Source organism: Thiomicrospira cyclica ALM1, from assembly GCF_000214825.1.
Taxonomy (GTDB): domain Bacteria; phylum Pseudomonadota; class Gammaproteobacteria; order Thiomicrospirales; family Thiomicrospiraceae; genus Thiomicrospira; species Thiomicrospira cyclica.
In genome coordinates this window covers 525390-545710 of the sequence record NC_015581.1, presented here as the reverse complement: position 1 = coordinate 545710, position 20321 = coordinate 525390, and the positions used below count along the sequence as shown (strand labels likewise).

19 protein-coding genes are annotated in these 20321 nt (G+C 47.5%); 13 read left to right on the top strand and 6 right to left on the bottom strand.

Features of this window, described 5'->3' with window-relative positions:
• Positions 1-88 precede the first annotated feature (88 nt).
• The gene (locus tag THICY_RS02055; RefSeq protein WP_013834956.1) at positions 89-1624 is read left to right on the top strand and encodes a class I SAM-dependent methyltransferase; all 1536 of its coding nucleotides are present in this window, start codon (positions 89-91) and stop codon (positions 1622-1624) included.
• Between the two features lie 36 nt (positions 1625-1660).
• Here the strand turns inward: THICY_RS02055 and THICY_RS02050 are convergent, their stop codons facing one another.
• Both THICY_RS02050 and THICY_RS02045 read right to left on the bottom strand, forming a co-directional pair.
• A complete protein-coding gene (locus THICY_RS02050; protein WP_013834955.1) occupies positions 1661-1999 on the bottom strand; it encodes a hypothetical protein in 339 nt (112 codons plus the stop codon).
• Between the two features lie 44 nt (positions 2000-2043).
• Positions 2044-2589 (bottom strand): FxsA family protein, encoded by a 546-nt coding sequence (locus tag THICY_RS02045; protein ID WP_013834954.1) that lies wholly within the window; start codon positions 2587-2589, stop codon positions 2044-2046.
• Positions 2590-2769: 180 nt separating this feature from the next.
• Here THICY_RS02045 and dsbD point away from each other — a divergent pair, with 180 nt between their 5' ends.
• The 9 genes from dsbD (at position 2770) to purD (ending at position 12658) form a co-directional block, all read left to right on the top strand.
• Positions 2770-5085: a protein-disulfide reductase DsbD gene (gene dsbD, locus THICY_RS02040; protein WP_013834953.1), complete on the top strand. Its 2316-nt coding sequence runs from the start codon at positions 2770-2772 to the stop codon at positions 5083-5085.
• Positions 5086-5313: 228 nt separating this feature from the next.
• The gene (gene aroQ / locus THICY_RS02035) at positions 5314-5751 is read left to right on the top strand and encodes a type II 3-dehydroquinate dehydratase (protein ID WP_013834952.1); all 438 of its coding nucleotides are present in this window, start codon (positions 5314-5316) and stop codon (positions 5749-5751) included.
• 42 nt (positions 5752-5793) lie between these two features.
• Positions 5794-6255, top strand: coding sequence for an acetyl-CoA carboxylase biotin carboxyl carrier protein (accB, locus tag THICY_RS02030; protein ID WP_013834951.1), 462 nt, complete (start codon positions 5794-5796; stop codon positions 6253-6255).
• Positions 6256-6263: 8 nt separating this feature from the next.
• Positions 6264-7610 (top strand): acetyl-CoA carboxylase biotin carboxylase subunit, encoded by a 1347-nt coding sequence (gene accC, locus THICY_RS02025; RefSeq protein WP_013834950.1) that lies wholly within the window; start codon positions 6264-6266, stop codon positions 7608-7610.
• On the top strand, positions 7610-8497 hold the full coding sequence (gene prmA, locus THICY_RS02020; RefSeq protein WP_013834949.1) for a 50S ribosomal protein L11 methyltransferase: 888 nt from the start codon (positions 7610-7612) through the stop codon (positions 8495-8497). The genes accC and prmA overlap by 1 nt, the downstream gene beginning before the upstream one ends.
• 5 nt (positions 8498-8502) lie before the next feature.
• Positions 8503-9498, top strand: a complete 996-nt coding sequence (dusB, locus tag THICY_RS02015) for a tRNA dihydrouridine synthase DusB (RefSeq protein ID WP_013834948.1) — start codon at positions 8503-8505, stop codon at positions 9496-9498.
• Positions 9492-9740, top strand: a complete 249-nt coding sequence (locus tag THICY_RS02010; RefSeq protein WP_013834947.1) for a helix-turn-helix domain-containing protein — start codon at positions 9492-9494, stop codon at positions 9738-9740. Before dusB ends, THICY_RS02010 begins: the two co-directional genes overlap by 7 nt.
• Positions 9741-9785: 45 nt before the next feature.
• On the top strand, positions 9786-11348 hold the full coding sequence (gene purH, locus THICY_RS02005; RefSeq protein ID WP_013834946.1) for a bifunctional phosphoribosylaminoimidazolecarboxamide formyltransferase/IMP cyclohydrolase: 1563 nt from the start codon (positions 9786-9788) through the stop codon (positions 11346-11348).
• Between the two features lie 14 nt (positions 11349-11362).
• Positions 11363-12658 carry a phosphoribosylamine--glycine ligase gene (gene purD / locus THICY_RS02000; RefSeq protein WP_013834945.1) on the top strand — a complete coding sequence of 432 codons (1296 nt, stop codon included), beginning with the start codon at positions 11363-11365 and terminating at the stop codon, positions 12656-12658.
• On the opposite strand, the gene THICY_RS01995 is transcribed toward purD, so the two are convergent.
• The 3 genes from THICY_RS01995 to metE all read right to left on the bottom strand — a co-directional run bounded on the left by THICY_RS01995 (position 12655) and on the right by metE (position 17008).
• Positions 12655-13440 (bottom strand): heme ABC transporter ATP-binding protein, encoded by a 786-nt coding sequence (locus THICY_RS01995; RefSeq protein WP_041435277.1) that lies wholly within the window; start codon positions 13438-13440, stop codon positions 12655-12657. The two genes, purD and THICY_RS01995, sit on opposite strands and share 4 nt — an antisense overlap.
• A gap of 9 nt (positions 13441-13449) precedes the next feature.
• Positions 13450-14481: a FecCD family ABC transporter permease gene (locus THICY_RS01990; RefSeq protein ID WP_013834943.1), complete on the bottom strand. Its 1032-nt coding sequence runs from the start codon at positions 14479-14481 to the stop codon at positions 13450-13452.
• A 175-nt stretch (positions 14482-14656) separates the two neighbouring features.
• The gene (gene metE, locus THICY_RS01985; protein WP_013834942.1) at positions 14657-17008 is read right to left on the bottom strand and encodes a 5-methyltetrahydropteroyltriglutamate--homocysteine S-methyltransferase; all 2352 of its coding nucleotides are present in this window, start codon (positions 17006-17008) and stop codon (positions 14657-14659) included.
• A gap of 245 nt (positions 17009-17253) precedes the next feature.
• Here metE and THICY_RS01980 point away from each other — a divergent pair, with 245 nt between their 5' ends.
• The 3 genes from THICY_RS01980 to THICY_RS01970 all read left to right on the top strand — a co-directional run bounded on the left by THICY_RS01980 (position 17254) and on the right by THICY_RS01970 (position 19854).
• Positions 17254-17514: a helix-turn-helix domain-containing protein gene (locus tag THICY_RS01980; RefSeq protein ID WP_013834941.1), complete on the top strand. Its 261-nt coding sequence runs from the start codon at positions 17254-17256 to the stop codon at positions 17512-17514.
• Positions 17511-18863, top strand: coding sequence for a HipA domain-containing protein (locus THICY_RS01975; RefSeq protein WP_013834940.1), 1353 nt, complete (start codon positions 17511-17513; stop codon positions 18861-18863). The genes THICY_RS01980 and THICY_RS01975 overlap by 4 nt, the downstream gene beginning before the upstream one ends.
• Positions 18864-18945: 82 nt before the next feature.
• Complete coding sequence (locus THICY_RS01970) at positions 18946-19854, top strand: LysR family transcriptional regulator (RefSeq protein WP_013834939.1); 909 nt, start codon at positions 18946-18948, stop codon at positions 19852-19854.
• A gap of 90 nt (positions 19855-19944) precedes the next feature.
• Here THICY_RS01970 and THICY_RS01965 read toward each other — a convergent pair whose 3' ends face one another.
• Positions 19945-20313 carry a helix-turn-helix domain-containing protein gene (locus THICY_RS01965; protein ID WP_013834938.1) on the bottom strand — a complete coding sequence of 123 codons (369 nt, stop codon included), beginning with the start codon at positions 20311-20313 and terminating at the stop codon, positions 19945-19947.
• Between the last annotated feature and the right edge of the window lie 8 nt (positions 20314-20321).

The window sequence follows — 20321 nt, the reverse complement described above, 5'->3', positions numbered from 1 at the left end:
GAATGGCAATAATTTTTAACAGTGCCTAAGCCCATAGGGTATGCTAAGCAACTAAAAATAATTCATTAGACTCTCGGAGGAGCAATTCATGGCAAACTGGAGTGCCGGCTACGCGGCTGATGTTGACTATACATTCGGTTATTTTAAAGAACTCAACCCCTTGCAAATCCGCTTAGCTTTATTAGATGCCGGCGTTGCACCACCCGAACATATCAATGCCTGCGAACTCGGTTTTGGTCAGGGTGTTAGTATCAACATTCATGCGGCAGGTAGTAAAACCCGCTGGTTTGGAACCGACTTTAGTCCCACGCAAGCGGGTTTTGCCCAAGAGATGAGCCACGCCTGCGACAACCAGGCCTGCTTATACGACCAATCCTTTGCTGAATTTGCACAGCGAGAAGATTTACCAGAGTTTGACTTTATTGGCCTGCATGGCACCTGGACCTGGGTATCCGATGACAACCGCAAAATCCTGGTGGATTTTATTGGCCGTAAGCTCAAACTCGGTGGCGTGTTTTACATTAGCTACAACACCCCTAATGGCTGGGCTACCATGATGCCGATTCGCCACCTGCTTAATCAATACGCCCACACTATGACTATTAATGGCGACAGCTCGGTTAATAAAATTGGTCAGGCCTTTGCATTTGTCGACCAATTGCTTGACACCAACCCGGCCTATCTTCAAGCCAATCCGGGGCTGCGTAAAACCTTTGACCTGGTTAAAAACCAAAACGCCCAGTATTTAGCCCATGAATACTTTAGTGATGATTGGACACCGATGCATTTTTCCGATATGCACGCTTGGTTAAGTCCGATTAAACTGGATTATGTGTGCTCGGCCAACACCCTCGATCAGGTCAATGCGATCAACATTACTGAAGCGGAAGAAGCGATGATTGCCGATCAAACCAATCCACTCTTTCGTGAAACCGTCCGCGATATTTGTATGAACCAACAATTCCGCAAAGATTTGTGGATTAAAGGGCCGAAGCGCTTAGATAAATTTGAACAGATGGAAGCCATCTTTAGCCTGCAACTGGTGCTTACCGAACTACGTGATGAAGTGGAGTTGAGCGCTAATGGCATGCTGGGACCCGTCAAGCTCAAAGAAGAAACCTATAGCCCTATTTTGGACTTCTTTGCCGATTACCAGCCTAAAAAGTTAGGGGAGTTACTCCAGGCTATGCAGCCTTTGGGCATAGGTATGGATAAGGTCATGCAAGCCATGATGATCTTGACTGGTAAACAAACATTGCAACTGGCACAATCAACCGATGAGATAGCCAACGCCAAGCTTAAAACCGACCAGCTCAATCACTTTTTGTTGAAAAAAGCCCGCGGGCGTGACGATATTACCGTATTGGCCAGTCCGGTAACCGGCGGCGGGGTTGATGTTCAAGGCTACGAAATGCTGTTTTTACTAGCGATGCGATTTGGTCACAATACGCCGGACACTATCGCACCGTTTGCGTGGGGGTTATTGAAGCAGCGCGGCGTTAAACTACATCGTGATGGTCAGTGGTTAGACACGGATGCCGATAACTTGGCAGAACTAACTAAGCAGGTCGAGTTTTTCTTCACCGAACCGCTAAAACTCTACCAAGCCTTGGGCGTAGCCTAAAAAATTTGGGCGTTGCTTAAACAGGCTGTGCTGATCTTAACGCGGGGTTAGGTCTTCAAGGGTTAGGGTGTGATGGGGTTTCATCCAAAACACCTGCCCTTGTGCCTGCACCTGTACTTGATCAAAGTTCATATCCAACACCCGAATACCGTCACGCTCGCTATGACGGGTTAGATACTGACCATTCACCCGAACCCGCATCTGTCCATCGGTACCCATCACCACCGACTCAATTTGAATGACCAAGGGCTTCGAGTCTGCTAAAGCCGAGTTATCAGCGCCTGCCTGCGTTGCTGAAACACTCACCATTAATAATGGCGCCGCAATTAGACTAAGCGATTTAAGCCGCATTGAATGCCACTTTGTTGTTTTCATAATATCCTCCAAACGTATTTTTATTATGGTTAGATTGGTATGTATTACTGTTTTTTTGAATCCTCATCTCGCCACTCACCCTCAATAATTTTCGGGTTGCTGGCCGTTTCTTGCGTTGTCTCTTGCTCTACGGGACCGTCCTGATGAACACGATGATGATGAATGCGTCCCGTCTCAGGGTCGCGAGACTGCCATTCCGCATCAACGGTATAATGATATTGTTGTGAGGCATAACGCTTAGCACCACGAATTAACCACAACTTAGCCATCTTCGCCCTAACTGGCGGAAGCAGTAACAACAAACCAATAACATCCGTTACCAGGCCTGGTAAAAACAAAATAATGCCACCGATAAAGATCAGCGCCCCCTCAAGTGCGGCTTGCTGAGGCAAATGGCCTTGTGCCATTTCTCGCTGAGTCTGTTTGACCAGCTGCACACCTTGATATTTCATTAAAATACCGCCCAAGGCCGCGGTGGCAATAATGATTAAAATGGTTGGTAGCGCACCAATCGCACTGCCAACTTCAATCAAAATGTATAACTCTATTAATGGAGTAACAATAAAAATTAAAAACAAATACAAAAACATGGGTCCGCCTAAATTTATGATGTGCCAGCTAAGTGTCCCACTTTTTGAAGATTAAAAAAAGTTAGCAAAACAAAAAACACACCTTCATAAACCTTTCTTGATAGAAATCAACTTTCTTTAGAAAAGGTTTGATAGAATCTTAGCCAAAATTTAAAAAAATAATAATGATAAGGATACATTATGAAGGCTTGGACCTATTTTCGAAATCCCCTGCCACTTCTAACACTACTCATTACCCTGTTAATCATTGCTCTGCCACTTAAGGCCGGAGATGACTTACTTGATCCTGAAGATGCGTTTCGCCTTCAGCCTGTACAGATTATTGACGGACAGCTAGCGATTAGTTGGCAAGTAGCACCAGGTTACTACTTATATCAAGATCGATTGGGCGTGGAATCCAACGATATTCAGCTACAAGCGATTCAATTTCCAGCCGCCAAAGACAAAAATGATCCTTTCTTTGGTCAGGTAAAAATTTATGATACAGACTTCACCCTAAAAGCACCCTATCAAGGCCAGGCTCAACAAGCCACACTGACCATTCGTTATCAGGGCTGTTCCGAAGAGTTTGGGGTTTGTTATCCGCCTCAAACACAACAAGTTGCAGTTAATCTTCCGGCTACGGCTTCCTCGTCCAGCGCGGGTTCAGCGGCCAGCCTGGCAAGTGAAGTAAGCTCTCTTCGCGCACTAAATGATTTTCTTGCTAGCCAAACCGGTTTAACAGACACGGGCTTACTTGATGTCGACGACGCTTTCGCCTTTTCTTACACCCAAAATGGCGAAGGCCAAATCTTGGCTAACTGGCAAATGGCTGACGGCTATTATCTATACCGTGACAAAATCACTGCGAAGGTGGTGTCTGGCCAGGCGACCCTTGCTGGCGTAGTAACGCCGGCCGGCAAGATGAAAGATGATCCACTGTTTGGTCAAGTAGAAGTCTATTATGGACAAGGTGCCGCGGATATCACTCTAACCGATGTACAGGGTAGTGTGGTGGTTGAAATTGGTTATCAAGGCTGTGCCGATGTTGGGGTTTGTTATCCACCCGAGACACGACAGGTGACTATTGATGGCGCCAGTTTTGGCACACCCTCTGCAAGTAGTTTAGCCAGTGCCACTGCTGCGGCAACCGCGGCCCCTGCAACTACAAGTGTGGCGCCTAGCCTAACCAGTGCACCGCCAACAGACCCATCGCAAATGTCTGAAGCGGATCGCATCACCAACACCCTCATGAACGCCAATCTCTGGATTGTTGTGCTTACCTTCTTTGTATTTGGCTTGTTACTATCACTCACACCCTGCGTTTTCCCAATGATTCCGATCTTATCGAGTATCATTGTTGGTCAAGGCAATCAAAATATTTCAGCTCGTAAAGGCTTTATTATTTCGTTGGTGTTCGTACTTGCAATGGCAATGGCCTATACCATTGCCGGGGTACTAGCTGGTATTTTTGGCGCTAACCTGCAAGCGGCACTACAAAACCCTTGGGTACTCGGCACCTTTGCTATTATTTTTGTATTATTAGCGCTGTCAATGTTTGGTTTCTATGAAATCCAACTGCCTTCCAGCCTACAAAGCAAAATTACGAATTTGTCTAACAAGCAAAAAGGGGGTTCTTTAACAGGCGTTGCCATAATGGGCTTCTTATCAGCCTTAATTGTTGGCCCTTGCGTGGCCCCTCCTCTAGCCGGCGCACTCATTTATATCGGTCAAACCGGTGATGCCATGCTTGGTGGTTTAGCCCTATTTGCCATGAGCTTAGGTATGGGGGTTCCGTTACTACTGCTAGGCGCATCTGCCGGCAAGCTTTTACCTCGTGCTGGTGCTTGGATGAATACCGTCAAAGCGGTCTTTGGGGTCTTACTACTGGCCGTTGCTTTATGGTTAGCTGATCGCGTGCTACCCGGTTGGATTAGCATGATCGGCTGGGCGTTATTGTTCATTGTAGCGGCGATTTACATGGGCGCACTTGAACCCATTGGTGACAAGTCCAACTGGCACAAACTCTGGAAAGGCCTCGGTTTATCTCTGCTAGTAACCGGCTTCGTGATCCTGATTGGCTTGGCAGGCGGTTCGCGCGATTTGTTGCAACCGCTAAAAGTATTCCAAGGCGGCGGTAGCAGTGCGCAACAGCAAGCTGAGTTACAGTTTGAATACATCAATAGCCTTGAAGAACTCCAAGCACGCGTTGGGCAAGGCCAACCGGTCATGCTCGATTTTTATGCCGATTGGTGTGTCAGCTGTATTGAAATGGAGCGTTTCACCTTCAGTGATGCTCAGGTTCAAGCCGCACTCGATGGCGTTGTTTTATTAAAAGCAGATGTAACCGCTAATACAGCAGATCACCGCGCACTCATGCGTGAACTCGGTATTGTTGGTCCACCGGCTATTTTGTTCTACAACCCTGAGGGTGTAGAACAGCGTGGACAACGGGTGGTTGGCTTTAAAAACGCCACGGAGTTTAAAGCGACTATCGACGCCGCACTGGGTCGATAATAGCTTCATACTCAATAGTAAACTAGCAGGCCTGCTGATGATTCATAGCAGGCCTGCTAGTTTTCCAGCAAATACTGCAAGATCGACGCTTTTTAACGCACTTCTCCCGTTTTTCTGTAATAGATGCTTATGCTTATCCATAGCAATGAGGTTTGATTTCAATTATAATCATGCTAAGTCTTTGCTAAATTTAACCCATAACCGCAACTTTTTGGAGCAGGCAATTTTATGGCAAGCATTTTGGTCCTTAACGGCCCTAACTTAAACATGCTCGGACGCCGAGAACCCCATATCTATGGCCGACAAACGCTCGCTGATATTATTGAAGAACTCGAAACCATTGCCGACGATTTTGCCGTAAGACTTTGGCATTTTCAGAGCAATGCCGAACACGCACTAATTGAGCGTATTCACCAAGCCATGGATGATGGCACTGAATTTATTATTATTAATCCAGCCGCATTTACCCATACCAGTGTCGCTATTCGTGATGCGTTGGCCGCAGTTAACATCCCCTTTATCGAAGTACACCTATCTAACGTCCATAAACGTGAAGCTTTTAGACATCACTCCTATTTATCGGATTCGGCCGTTGGTGTTATTGCCGGTTTAGGTGCCGATGGTTATCGCTTTGCACTGGAAGCCGCGATCAAACATCTCGAATAATGCTCTAAAAATCAAAAATTAAAATTAACAAGGAATCACACCATGGATATTCGCTCAATCCGCAAGCTCATTGAAATTGTTGAAGAATCAAACATTGATGAAATTGAAATTCAAGAAGGTGAACATTCAGTGCGGATTACCCGTAACAAAGAACCTGTCTACATGTCCGCACCCGCTGCAATGCATTATCAAGCAGCGCCAGCGGCGAATCCATCACCGGCAGCAGCGGCCCCATCGGCACCAATACCCGTAGCCACGCCTGAACCAGCAGGTACCAAAATTACCTCACCCATGGTTGGTACCTTCTATGCCGCGCCGTCACCAACAGCAGGTCCTTTTATTAGCATTGGCGATTCTGTTGCCGTCGGCGATACCTTATGTATTATTGAGGCAATGAAAATCATGAACCCTATTGAAGCCGAAGTTTCGGGCACCGTAAAACAAATTCTGATTCAGAATGGTGATCCGGTTGAGTTTGGCCAAACCTTATTTATTGTGGAGTAAGGTTAACCATGGATAAACTTCTTATCGCTAATCGCGGCGAAATTGCCCTTCGGGTACTTCGAGCCTGTAAACAACTCGGTATTAAAACGGTTGCCGTTCACTCAACCGCTGATGCGAATTTAAAGCACGTTCTCATGGCTGATGAAACTGTGTGCATTGGTCCTGCTGCGTCGGCACAAAGCTATCTTCATATACCCGCAATTATTTCAGCCGCTGAGGTTACCGATGCCGAAGCCATTCACCCAGGTTATGGTTTTTTATCTGAAAATGCTGACTTTGCGGATCGTGTTGAGGAAAGTGGCTTTATTTTTGTCGGCCCAAAAGGTGACACGATTCGCATGATGGGCGATAAAGTCCAGGCGATTCGCGCTATGAAAGCCGCGGGCGTTCCAACCGTACCTGGTTCTGGTGGCCCTTTGGGCGATAATGCTGAAACCAATCTGCGTATTGCTAAAGAGATTGGTTATCCGGTAATTATTAAAGCGTCTGGTGGTGGTGGCGGTCGTGGCATGCGCGTTGTCCATACCGAAGGTAGCTTGCTCAAGTCGATTCAACTGACCAAGCAAGAGGCCGGAGCAGCGTTTAATAATCCTGAAGTTTATATGGAAAAGTTTTTAGAAAATCCACGCCATATTGAGATTCAAATTTTAGCCGACGGTCAAGGCAATGCGATTCATCTTGGTGAACGAGATTGCTCGATGCAACGTCGCCATCAAAAAGTGGTCGAAGAAGCACCGGCACCAGGAGTAACTGAAGAACAGCGCAGCAGAATCGGCGCCATCTGCGCCAAGGCTTGCGTAGATATAAACTATCGCGGGGCAGGCACCTTCGAATTTTTGTATGAAAATGGTGAATTTTACTTCATAGAAATGAATACTCGCTTGCAGGTTGAACACCCTGTCACAGAACAAGTTACTGGCATTGACCTCGTAAAAGCGCAGATTGAGATTGCCATGGGCCGTCCACTAAGCATTAAACAATCCGATGTTAAAATTACCGGCCATGCGATTGAATGTCGTATTAATGCTGAAAACCCCGCCAAAAACTTTATGCCCTCGCCCGGCAAAATTGAGCGTTTGCATTTACCCGGTGGTCCAGGTGTGCGTATCGACACCCATATTTATACTGGCTACACCGTTCCGCCACACTATGACTCGATGATTGCCAAAGTAATATGCTCCGGTGCCGATCGCGATACCGCGATCGCACGGATGCGGACTGCCTTGTCCGAAATGGCGATTAAGGGCATCGAATCAAACATTGAATTGCAACGTGAAATTATGAGTGATCAAGGTTTTGCCGAAGGTGGCCGCAATATTCATTATCTTGAAGATCGGCTTGAGCATTTGGTGTAATGGCTTGGATTCAAATCACTAGTATCGTCGCTGAAACCGAAGCGGAACCCCTTTCAGATGCACTGATGGAGCTAGGCGCGCTATCAGTGACCTTTGCAGAAACCGGCGAGCAAGAAATATTTGAACCCGATATTGGCACAACACCCATTTGGCAACAAACCCGAGTGTTGGGATTATTTGATGCCCAAATCAATAGCGCCGAGTGTTTACTAGGTCTCACCCAACTTATGCCGGAACTTTCACCCAGCCAATTTAAAGTCGAATTGATTGAAGACAAGGATTGGGTGCGCGAATGGATGGATCAATTCCAACCCATGCTGTTTGGTGAGAATTTATGGATCGTGCCCAGTTGGTTACCGGCACCTAATCCAGCTGCCACAAACCTCCTCCTCGACCCCGGTCTAGCATTTGGTACAGGCACACATCCAACCACCGCCATGTGCTTAGGTTGGTTGGATAACAACCCACCAGTCAGCAAATCCGTAATTGATTATGGTTGCGGCTCGGGTATTTTAGCGATTGCAGCGGCTAAACTGGGTGCCAGTAGCGTCTTCGCTACCGACATTGATCCTCAAGCTATTACCGCAACGCTAGACAATGCCCAGCGTAATCAAGTCAATCTGCAAGCGGGCCTGGTTAAGGAAATAAGGCTACCAACATCAGAGCTGATTCTAGCTAATATTTTGGCGGGGCCATTAGCCGAACTCGCGCCAATTTTAAGCCAGCATCTGCAAATTGATGGTCAATTGGTACTTTCCGGTTTACTGGTCAGCCAGGCAGAAACATTAATAGCTTGCTATCAAGACGTGGGTATTCACATGCAATTAGTCAATCAACATGAGGACTGGGCGCTATTAGTCGGTGTTAAAACCGCCAAGAACCCTTAGTTTGTATGACCTGGCAACTCGGACCCTACCAACTCCCCAATCAGCTCGTTTTAGCTCCAATGGCGGGTCTCAGCGATAGCGCTTTGCGACAAATTTGCTATCAACAAGGGGCAGGGTATACGATTGGGGAAATGCTCAGCGCCCAAACCCATCTTTGGGAAAGTCGTAAATCGGCCACGCGCCAAGTCAATCTCGCTGATCCAGAACCCCGAGCCATTCAATTACTCGGTATCGACCCAATAACCCTAGCTGATGCCGCGCAACGCCAAGTGGAACAAGGTGCCCAAGTTATTGATCTCAACCTTGGGTGCCCGGCCAAAAAAGTCTGTCAACAAGCGGCGGGGTCTGCTTTGCTGGCCTATCCTGAACAAGTCACCAAAATTTTTCAGGCCGTAGTTGCTGCGGTCTCTGTGCCAGTGACGGTTAAGATTCGAACCGGCATTGATGCGGAACATAAAAATGCCCTAACCATTGCTCAGATTGCCCAAGATAGCGGGCTAGCCGCTGTTACGGTGCATGGTCGAACCCGAGCGGATAAATTTAATGGCCATGCCGAATACGACACCATTGCTCTCATAAAACAGCAACTATCTATTCCAGTCATAGCTAATGGTGATATTTGTTCTGCCGAACAAGCGCAATTTGTATTAAACTATACGAATGCTGATGCGATAATGCTAGGCCGAGGTGTGCTGGGTCGGCCTTGGTTATTCAAACAAATCCAGAACTGGATTACCCGAAAAGTCCACTTAGCAGACCCAAGTTGGCCAATCAAGCAACAGATAATAGCGGAACACCTTCAAGCTATTTATCAACTCTATGGTGATGAGCAGGGTGTTCGAATGGCCCGGAAACACCTGGGTTGGTATGCTCAGTATTTGCCTGCTGGCGATCGCCTACGTCAAAGCTTTAATCGCTTGACGAAGACAACAGAACAACAAGCCTGCATCCTCGATTATTTTGATGCGTTAGACACTAGACTAGAATTAGAACCATGCTAAAACCCTTACCTCTTGAAAATCATTTAATTGATAGTCTCGACTACTACTTTAATACCCTTGAAGGCGAAAAAGTCAGTAATCTTCATGCCATGGTCATTCAACAAGTTGAAAAACCACTGATTGAATATGTCCTTGCCCAAACCGCTGGCAATCAATCACAAACCGCTGCAATGCTTGGCATTAACCGCAATACCCTGCGCAAAAAGATGCAACACTACAATCTTATGCCTTCTAATGACTAATCCCTTTACCGTTATATACCTCTATTTTTATTTCTGGAGATGTTTATGAAACCCGTTCGTCGCGCCCTAATTAGCGTATCCGACAAAACCGGCATTATTGAATTTGCCCAAACCCTAAGCCAAATGGGGGTTGAAATTTTATCAACCGGCGGCACCTACAAGGCACTGCAACAAGCAGGCCTGGTGGTGACCGAAGTATCCGAATACACCGGTTTTCCAGAAATGATGGATGGTCGCGTTAAAACTCTACACCCCAAAGTTCATGGTGGTTTATTAGGTCGCCGCGGCACCGATGATGCGATTATGGCTGAACACGGTATTAAGCCGATTGATATGGTGGTGGTGAACCTGTATCCATTTGAAGCCACGGTAGCGAAAACCGATTGTTCGTTAGAAGAGGCGATCGAAAATATCGACATCGGTGGCCCTACCATGTTGCGCTCGGCCGCCAAAAACCACCAAGATGTCGCAGTCGTCACCGATCCTAACGATTACGCGCGCATTTTAGGCGAAATGCAGGCGAACAATGGCCAACTTTCGCACGCCACCCGTTTCGATCTCGCGATTAAAACCTTTGAACAAACCGCCCGCTATGACGGCGCGATCGCCAACTATTTTGGCACCATGTTCACTGAGGACAACACCGATCGTTTCCCTCGCACCTTTAATAACCAGTTTGTGAAAAAACAAACCATGCGTTATGGTGAAAATCCGCATCAAAACGCTGCGTTTTATGTTGAGCGTAATGCATCCGAAGCCTCGGTTTCGACCGCAACCCAGCTGCAAGGCAAAGAATTATCCTTTAACAATATCGCCGATACCGATGCCGCATTGGAATTGGTTAAAACCTTTGATGACATCGCCTGCGTAATTGTTAAACACGCCAACCCCTGTGGTGTTGCGGTAGGCAGTAACCTATTTGAGGCCTATGACCGTGCCTACAAAACCGACTCAACTTCTGCGTTCGGCGGCATTATTGCCTTTAACCGCGAGTTAGACGCGCAAACTGCGCAAGCGATTGTTGATCGCCAATTTGTCGAAGTGATTATTGCACCAAGCGTCAGCAAAGAAGCACAAACCATCGTTGAGGCGAAGAAGAACGTGCGCTTACTGGCCTGTGGTGAATTAAATGGTCAACAAGCCGCTTATGACTACAAACGCGTGACCGGCGGGCTATTAGTCCAGGATCGTGACTTGGGCATGATCACCGAAGCTGATTTAAAGGTCGTGACTAAAATTGCCCCAACGGCAGAACAAATGCAAGACTTGTTATTTGCCTGGAAAGTGGCCAAATACGTGAAATCGAATGCGATTGTCTATGTTAAAGACGGCATGACCATTGGGGTCGGCGCCGGACAAATGAGCCGCGTGTATAGCGCCAAAATCGCCGGCATTAAAGCGGCGGATGAAGGCTTAGAAGTGGCTGGCTCGGTGATGGCATCTGATGCCTTCTTCCCCTTCCGTGATGGTATCGATGCCGCAGCCGCAGCTGGCATTAAAGCGGTCATCCATCCGGGTGGTTCCATGCGTGATGAAGAAGTCATTGCAGCCGCCAACGAACATGGCATTGCGATGGTGTTTACCGGTATGCGCCACTTCAAACACTAACAAGGAAATTTAGCATGAACGTTTTAATTATTGGTAATGGTGGGCGTGAACACGCCCTAGCGTGGAAAACCGCACAAGCACCTGATACCCGAGTATTTGTAGCACCTGGCAACGCCGGTACAGCATTAGAACCTAACTTAACGAACGTGAATATTAGTGCGACCGATATACCAGGCCTGGTGCAGTTTGCCCAAGAAAACGCGATTGACTTAGCGATTGTTGGCCCAGAAGCACCGCTGGTATTAGGCGTGGTTGATGCGTTCACCGCAGCCGGCTTAAAATGCTTTGGACCAACCCAAGGCGCTGCCCAGCTTGAAGGCTCGAAAGCCTTTAGTAAGGATTTTTTAGCGAAGCATAAAATTCCAACCGCAGACTATCAGGTATTTACCGAGATAGCACCGGCACTGGCTTACATTGCTGAAAAAGGCACGCCGATTGTGATCAAGGCCGATGGTTTGGCTGCGGGCAAAGGCGTCATCATTGCACAAAGTTCGGCTGAGGCCGAAGCGGCTGTCAAAGATATGTTAGCCGGTAATAAATTTGGCGCCGCAGGCTCACGCGTCGTTGTCGAAGAGTTTTTAACCGGTGAAGAAGCCAGTTTTATTGTCATGGCCGATGGTATCAACGCGGTTGCCATGGCCACATCGCAAGACCACAAAGCGCGTGACAATGGCGACCAAGGCCCAAATACCGGTGGTATGGGCGCCTACAGCCCCGCACCCGTTGTAACCCGCGATATTCATGACCGCGTGATGGCCGAGGTTATTTACCCCACCATTCGCGGCATGGCGGCAGATGGTTTGCCCTACACCGGCTTTTTATACGCAGGCCTGATGATTGATGCGGCTGGCAATCCCAAAGTGTTGGAATTTAATTGCCGTTTTGGTGACCCAGAAACTCAGCCGATTATGATGCGCTTACAATCAAATTTAGCCGATCTGTGCTTGGCCGCACTAGAACAAAAACTCGATAGCGTTAAAGTGGAATGGGACTCAAGACCGGCATTAGGTGTGGTTATTGCGGCTGGCGGCTATCCCGATCAGTATGCCTCTGGTCATGTGATTAGTGGCTTAGAAGCCGCCGCACAAATACCGGATGCTAAGGTGTTTCATGCTGGCACGCAGTTAAATGCCAATAATGAAGTCACCACCAACGGTGGACGCGTTCTGTGCGCAACCAGCTTGGGTGAAAATGTCGCCGACGCGCAGGCGAATGCTTACGCTGTTGCTGAAAAAATTTCTTGGCAAGACCATTTTTACCGCACTGATATTGGCTACCGTGCCATTGCACGCGAACAACAAGCCGATTAACGAGGCACAATGATCGGCCAGGCTCCTGGTCGATCAATAATGTCAACTGGGGTTTGATAGACGGCTTCAATCGTTTGCTGGGTTAAAACCTGATGAACCTGCCCCTGTTGATAAGTTTTGCCCTCCGACAATAGCAAGGCACGATCCGCATACTGCGAGGCGAGATTTAGGTCATGCAACACCGCAATCACACTCATTCCGTAATCACGAGCCATTCGGCGCAACACCTGAAACACCTGCTGTTGATGGGCTAAATCAAGACTAGAGGTACATTCATCAAGCAATAATAACGGCGGTAAGCCACCAGACTGCTTGGCCTGTTGCGCCACGTGCAAAATCTGCGCTACCACCCGCGCCAACTGAACGCGTTGCTGCTCGCCGCCAGACAAGGTGAGATAGTTGCGATGAGCAAGATGGCTGACATCAAACAACGCCAACGCTTCCGCTACCCGTTGCTGGCTTTCGGCTTTATTGGCATGAAGCACAGCCATACTGACCACCTCCTCAACCAAAAACGGAAAGTCCAAATGCACAGCCTGAGGCATCACCGCACGCAACTGCGCCAACTCTCTGGGTGAATAACTTGACAGTGGACGACCATGAAATTCAACCGCCGATTTATAAGCCTCGAACTCACCGGCTAGCACCTTCAGCAAACTCGATTTACCCGCACCATTTGGCCCAAGAATGACAAACAGCTCGCCTGCTTTTATTTCAACCGTGATCTCGCATAATACGGCTGTGCCATCTAGGGTAAGGTTAAAATTTTCTACTGAAATCACCACTTACCCCTAAAAGCCGACACGATTACGGCGTTGTAATAACAAGGCCAAGAAGAACGGTCCACCAATCGCCGCCATCACCAGCCCGATGGGCAATTCAGCAGGTGCAACAAGAATCCGCGCAATCGAGTCGGATAAAATCACTAAAATCGCCCCCATTAACGCGCTGCCAGGCAAGACCCAACGATGATCTGGGCCCAGTAGCATACGGACTAAATGCGGTGCCACCAAACCGACAAATGCAATCACTCCGCTGACGGCCACCGCGGCACCCACACTCAGTGCGGTTAATACGATAATCGCTCGTTTAGCCAACTTAATATTAAAACCAATATGCTCACTGACCCGCTCACCCATTAAAAATGCATTTAAAGTTAAGGCAAAAAAAGGTAACAAGACTAGGGCTAACAAAATCGGAATACCGGATACCAATACATCCGTCCAGGTTGCGCTTGCTAACGAACCCATGGTCCAAAATGTCAGGCTGCGCAAGGCTTCATCGGTTGAATAATAGGTTAACACCCCCGTCGCCGCACCAGCAATCGCATTAATCGCAATCCCCGCCAACAGCATCAGCGCGACATCGGTACGACCATCTTTGGTCGCAATTTGATAAATCAACCAGGTCACCGCTAAGCCGCCCAAAAACGCGGCAATCGGCACCGCATAATAACCGGTCATCGCCGTCCAGCCAGCTAGGTAGGTGGAACCCAATACGATCACCGACACCGCCGCCAAAGCAGCGCCGGTGGATACCCCAACCAGGCCTGGATCAGCCAAAGGATTACGAAATAATCCCTGCATCGCTGCCCCAGCTACCGCCAAGCCCGCGCCAACCAGCACACCTAATATCACGCGAGGCAAGCGTATCTCTTGCACCACCCAATTCCACTGCGCATTATCCGATAAACCAAATAAAGCCAGCAACACATCCAACCAACCAATTTGTATCGCACCAATCGTCATCGACAATACCGCTATCAGCAGCATCACCACCAACAAAACCGACAGGCCGCAAGGCGCACACTTAAATACTCTCACTGATTGATTCCTGTTTCAATTTACTTTCTGCGCCATCATTTGACTCAATATTATCCCAAAACACAAGGTTTCATATTATTAGTCTTATTATTAAAACAGCAAAACCCCACCAGGCCTGCTAGTAGCCGGATGGGGTAAAATTGCATTAAACTTTATTAAGCCGTATTAAGCTTTATTAAGCCGTTTTTTTCTTTTCGGCAAACTGCGCGCGAAGCTGTTGCGCGGCCTTGACCATATTCGCCAATGCCGGTTCGGTTTCTGCCCAGCCACGGGTTTTAAGGCCGCAATCCGGGTTCACCCACAAGCGCTCCGCTGGAATCAGCTTGGCCGCTTTTTCAATCAAACGCACCATCTGCTCCACGGTCGGAATATTTGGCGAGTGAATGTCGTAAACACCCGGGCCAATTTCGTTCGGGTATTCAAAATCGACGAAGGCATCGAGTAATTTCATATTCGACTTGGAGGTTTCAATCGTAATCACATCCGCATCCATTGCCGCCACCGCGTCAATAATGTCATTGAACTCGGAATAACACATGTGGGTATGAATCTGGGTGTCGTTTTGCACGCCCGATGTGGTCATGCGGAAACTGTTCACCGCCCAACGTAAATAGTCTGCCCAGTCGGATTTTTTAATTGGTAGCCCTTCGCGCAACGCTGCTTCATCAATCTGAATCATGTGGATTCCAGCTTTTTCCAAATCCAGCACCTCGTCACGCAGGGTCAAGGCAATTTGATTGCAAGTGGTTTCGCGCGGTTGGTCGTTGCGCACAAACGACCATTGCAACATGGTCACCGCACCGGTCAACATGCCTTTCATTGTTTTGTCGGTTTGGCTTTGCGCGTATTGCGACCAGCTCACGGTCATCGGTTTGGGGCGCGAGACGTCACCAAAAATAATCGGCGGTTTGACGCAACGCGAACCATAAGACTGCACCCAACCAAACTGGGTAAAGGCATAACCATCCAACTGTTCGCCAAAATACTCCACCATGTCATTGCGTTCCGGCTCGCCATGGACCAACACATCAATCCCCATGCGTTCCTGACGTTCACACACATCACGGATTTCGGCTTGCATCGCTTCGATATATTGCGCCTCAGTCAGCTCGCCGTTTTTAAATTGTCGGCGTGCTTGGCGGATTTCCTGGGTTTGCGGGAAAGAACCTATCGTGGTGGTTGGGAATAAGGGTAAATTAAATTTGCCCTTTTGCAGTTTTTCGCGCTCGCTATAAGGCAAGGGGCGATCCAACGCAATCTGATCCAACTGCGCCAACCGTGCTTGCACCTGTGCATTGTGAATCAGCTTAGACGTTTGCTTGGCGGCAATCGCTTGTGCATTCGCTTGCAACGCCTGTTGATCCGCCTGACCGTTTAACCCATCCGCCAACAACTTCACTTCCGCCAATTTCTGTTTGGCAAACGCCAGATAGGTTTTCAGCTCAGGATTCAGCTTTTCTTCGACCTCCAAATTCACCGGCACATGCAATAACGAACAACTTGGTGCAATCCAAAGATGGTCACCAAATTTGGTTTTCGCCGCTTTTAGCGACGCAATCGCCGCATTCACATCGGTTTTCCAAATATTACGCCCATCAACCAAGCCGAGCGACAACACTTTTTCTGCTGGATACTGCTCAACCAGGTCTTTTAACTGCTTTTCGCCACGCAAACCATCGTAATGCAGGCCTGCTACTGGCAAGTTACAGGCAAGGTTAAGGTTGTCACCCAGGGTTTCAAAATAAGTCGCTAATAATAATTTAACCGGTATTTGCGCAAGTTCCGCATAGGCTTGATTAAACGCATTATGCCACTCAGTGCTTAACTCCAAGCCTAAAATCGGCTCGTCGATTTGCACCCAGTTAATCCCTAAATCTGCCAGCTTTTGCAGCACTTGTTGATACACCGCCAACAAACTCGGCAAGCGACTGAGTTTTGGAATCGCATTCGATACGTTTTCTGCCAGATACAGATAGGTCACCGGCCCCACTAACACCGGCTTAAAGTCGATATTAGTACCATCGCTTTTCAACGCCAAGGATTCCGCCACTTCGTCAAATAAGCGTGTGTCGGTGATTTTAAACTCGGTGTCGTCATAGAGTTCCGGCACGATATAGTGATAGTTGGTGTCGAACCACTTTTTCATCGCCCCGGCGTATCCGGCTTTTGATTTATCTGGCGCATGATCATGCCCATCTAAGCAAGGCTGGTCGTCAGACGGCGCACGTCCGCGCGCCATCCGAAACGCCACCTCGACATCGAAGCGGTCCTGACGAAACCGTTTCGGGATCACACCCAATAAGGTGCTCATATTCAGCACTTGATCGTAATAAGCAAAGTCATTCACCGGAATCAACTCAATACCAGCGTCAATCTGGGTTTGAACGTTTTGGTAGCGAAGTCCCCGCGCCTGCTTTTCTAAATCGGCTAATGTCTTTTCGCCCTTCCAATAGGCCTCAAGCGTAAATTTCAATTCGCGTTTGTCACCAATGCGTGGATACCCGAGGTTATGCGTTTTAATCGTCATGTGTCTGTTCCTTGTGTTATTTAAACCAACGAAAATAGAGTCGTTGATTATGGTAAGATGCTACCAACATGAAAACAAACGAATAAAATTCAAACTAACTTGAATAAAATTAATAGATATAAAATTCCATTATTTTGGATTTAAATTTACAAATCAACCATCGCTAAAGCTTAGATCCAACATTATGGATTTAAATAGATTTATCGTATAGAATCAATCTAAATTCCACTAAACTAGAGTTTTAAATGAAAGGCAAACAAATCGTTATTGCAGACAAACCGAATCATATCCAAGCAGGCCTGGTAGAACTGGGACAGATGGTGCGTCATTGTCGAACAAAAAATCGTTTAAAAATAAAAGATGCGGCGGATCTACTCGGGATGTCGGTCACGACCTTAATTCGAATTGAAAAAGGTGATCAAGGTGTAAGTAGTGGCAATCTATTTAAAGCGCTACAAGGCTTCGGCATTCGTTTAGATATTCATGAAAGCGAGTCAACATCATGAACCCATCATCAGAACCCAAATATAAGCCACAACTCCAGCTTTATTACCAACAGACCCATGTCGGCACACTCACCGCTGAACAAAACAGCGTAGGTTTTACTTTCAACTATACCGAACACTGGTCTAAAACGGGGTTTGCACTTTCAACAGCGCTCCCCCTTGACCAACCACTTAAAGAGCGAAGCGTTACAACCTTTTTTCAAAACTTGCTCCCCGAAGGGCAAAACCTAGATAACATCGCGTTGGCACTTCGAGTTTCAAAAAACAATCGCTTTCAATTATTACATGCGATAGGTGAAGATGCCGCTGGCGCGTTTGTTTTAACGACTCAGCTTGATAACACTCCCAAAACAAAAGATCGCCCTTTAACGCATACCGAACTATCAGCACGGCTCGCACTGCGCGAAAGACGAGATTTTGCGATATGGGATCAAAAAGTGCGGGTGTCCGTCGCCGGTTTTCAAGACAAAATTGGCATTAAGGTTAAAGATCAACAATGGTTTTTACCGGAAGGACAAAACAACCATACGAGCCATATTCTTAAACCACCGCCCGTTAATGCCCAGTTTGAATCGATGGTGGTGAATGAAGCTTTTTGTATGCAACTGTCAGAACGCATTGGTTTGCCGACAGCGGGGTGTCAACTGATAGAAGTACCTGAACCTGTGTTAGTAATTGAACGTTTTGACCGCACGTTCCAAACCAACGGCAGTTACGGCAAACGCCATGTGATTGATGGCTGCCAACTACTCGACTTGCCGCCCCACTATAAAATGGAACGGCCTTATGGCAGCTCGCCCGATGTAGCGATGATTCGTGAAGGGGCATCCATTGTTAAACTGGCTCAGGCCATTCGCCAATATTCCGCCGCACCGATACTGGATATGAAAACCCTCATGGAATGGATCGCATTTCAATTGTGTATTGGCAATGTCGATGCTCATGCCAAAAACCTCAGTTTTTTTGTGCAAGCGGATGGCCGCATTCGCATCGCCCCGTTTTACGACCAGGTATGTATTTTGGAGCTTGAGGGTTTAGAAGAGCGCTTAAGTCAGGGGATAACAGCCAGCATAGACACCAAATTAGCTATGGCGATCGGTGATGAATTTACTATTAGCCAAGTATCGGCCTACGATTTGGCATTGATGGCTCAAGAAGCGGCATTTCCCATCAAAGCCATGAAAACCGTGTTTGATCGCGTCACGCAAGGCGTAATACAACAACTAGAAAATGTTCAAGTCGTTGATTATTATCAACGACTGACTAACCAAAAACACATCATCCAACATGCAACGCTTAAACTGCAAAAGCACTTGGCACAATTAGAACAAGCCTATCAGGACTTATAAAATCGTTTACAAAAAGACAACCCATCCAACAACACTAGCGTTGGGATGTATCATAAAAACACAAGGCTAACAAAGAAAAACCATGCTCGAAATCAAACACCTTAAAACGCTCGATACATTGGCGAAGCACGGTAATTTGGTCAAAACCGCTGATGCCTTGTTTATGACCCAATCGGCGCTGTCGCATCAGATTAAACAGCTTGAAGATTCTCTTGAACTCAAACTATTTGAGCGCAAAAGCCAGCCACTGCAATTCACGCCAGCGGGCAAACTCTTGTTGCAACTGGCACAACAGGTTTTGCCGCAACTTCAGCAGACCGAAAACCAGCTAAAAGGCTTAGCCATCGGCGAACAAGGTCGGCTTAAAATTGGCGTCGAATGTCATACCTGTTTTGAATGGTTACTGCCACTGTTGCGCCCGTATCAAGCGCAATGGCCAAATGTCGATGTCGATATTGCCGGACGCTTGAGCAACCTTGCGCTGCCCAGCCTGCTGAAACATGAATTAGACTTGGTGATTACTTCCGACCCGTTTGAGCATGAAGCTCTACGTTTTGACCCCCTATTTAGCTATGAAATTCAACTGGTACTGCCAGCGAATCATCGACTAAACACTGCGTCCAATAACCAGGCCTGGTTACAGCCACAAGACCTCACTAATGAAACCTTGATTTGTTATCCGGTATCAGAAGACAAACTGGATATTTTTCGCCAGTTTCTAACCCCGCACAATCTACGCCCAAAAGCCACGGAATACACTGATATGACGCTGATGATGTTGCATCGCGTCGAAAGCGGACGCGGTGTCTGCGCCCTACCGAAATGGTTACTCGACACCCAAGACGACTTTAAACATCTGCCGCGCAAACGCCTCGGCCAACACGGCCTCTGGTCAACACTTTACGCGGCCACGCATACTGCCACCAATGCCCAACAAACGCCCTATATCCAAGACTTTATCGACCGCATTAAACAAACCATGCGGCAATAAGCCAAGCACCAGGCCTGGTGATTACAGAAAGGATCAAACTGAGCAAAGCAGAAAGGCTTTTGCAGGCACTCACGTCGTGCCATTAAGCGATTAAACAGAAAGTTTATAGTCAGAAATCAACGACTCTAGCGGAATATTCAAACCCTGATGAAGTTTGCGAATCATGTTCAGCGATAAACGACGTTTACGATTAAGCACTTCGCTCACGCGACTGCGCTGTCCCAACATGGGCGTTAAATCCGCATCGGAAAGTCCTTGCTGTTCCATCCGAAACTTAATCGCTTCAATCGGATCCGGCGCTTCAATGGCATGCATTTTAGATTCATACGCATCCACCAAGGTAATCAAAACTTCTAGCTCATCGCCTGCATCCGTACCCAGCTCAGCATCAAACAGCGAATCAATACGCACTAACGCAGCATTATATTCATCAGCTGTTCTAATCGGTTTAATGTTCATAAGTTTAT

What these genes read in the sequence shown, in the direction of transcription:
- accB (WP_013834951.1), top strand. Translation starts at nt 5,794, where the DNA reads ATGGATATTCGCTCAATCCGCAAGCTCATTGAAATTGTTGAAGAATCA.
- prmA (WP_013834949.1), top strand. Translation starts at nt 7,610, where the DNA reads ATGGCTTGGATTCAAATCACTAGTATCGTCGCTGAAACCGAAGCGGAA.
- THICY_RS01965 (WP_013834938.1), bottom strand. Translation starts at nt 20,313, where the DNA reads ATGAACATTAAACCGATTAGAACAGCTGATGAATATAATGCTGCGTTA.
- THICY_RS01975 (WP_013834940.1), top strand. Translation starts at nt 17,511, where the DNA reads ATGAACCCATCATCAGAACCCAAATATAAGCCACAACTCCAGCTTTAT.
- metE (WP_013834942.1), bottom strand. Translation starts at nt 17,008, where the DNA reads ATGACGATTAAAACGCATAACCTCGGGTATCCACGCATTGGTGACAAA.
- THICY_RS02045 (WP_013834954.1), bottom strand. Translation starts at nt 2,589, where the DNA reads ATGTTTTTGTATTTGTTTTTAATTTTTATTGTTACTCCATTAATAGAG.
- THICY_RS01980 (WP_013834941.1), top strand. Translation starts at nt 17,254, where the DNA reads ATGAAAGGCAAACAAATCGTTATTGCAGACAAACCGAATCATATCCAA.
- purD (WP_013834945.1), top strand. Translation starts at nt 11,363, where the DNA reads ATGAACGTTTTAATTATTGGTAATGGTGGGCGTGAACACGCCCTAGCG.
- THICY_RS02055 (WP_013834956.1), top strand. Translation starts at nt 89, where the DNA reads ATGGCAAACTGGAGTGCCGGCTACGCGGCTGATGTTGACTATACATTC.
- dsbD (WP_013834953.1), top strand. Translation starts at nt 2,770, where the DNA reads ATGAAGGCTTGGACCTATTTTCGAAATCCCCTGCCACTTCTAACACTA.
- purH (WP_013834946.1), top strand. Translation starts at nt 9,786, where the DNA reads ATGAAACCCGTTCGTCGCGCCCTAATTAGCGTATCCGACAAAACCGGC.
- dusB (WP_013834948.1), top strand. Translation starts at nt 8,503, where the DNA reads ATGACCTGGCAACTCGGACCCTACCAACTCCCCAATCAGCTCGTTTTA.
- THICY_RS02050 (WP_013834955.1), bottom strand. Translation starts at nt 1,999, where the DNA reads ATGAAAACAACAAAGTGGCATTCAATGCGGCTTAAATCGCTTAGTCTA.
- THICY_RS02010 (WP_013834947.1), top strand. Translation starts at nt 9,492, where the DNA reads ATGCTAAAACCCTTACCTCTTGAAAATCATTTAATTGATAGTCTCGAC.
- accC (WP_013834950.1), top strand. Translation starts at nt 6,264, where the DNA reads ATGGATAAACTTCTTATCGCTAATCGCGGCGAAATTGCCCTTCGGGTA.
- aroQ (WP_013834952.1), top strand. Translation starts at nt 5,314, where the DNA reads ATGGCAAGCATTTTGGTCCTTAACGGCCCTAACTTAAACATGCTCGGA.
- THICY_RS01970 (WP_013834939.1), top strand. Translation starts at nt 18,946, where the DNA reads ATGCTCGAAATCAAACACCTTAAAACGCTCGATACATTGGCGAAGCAC.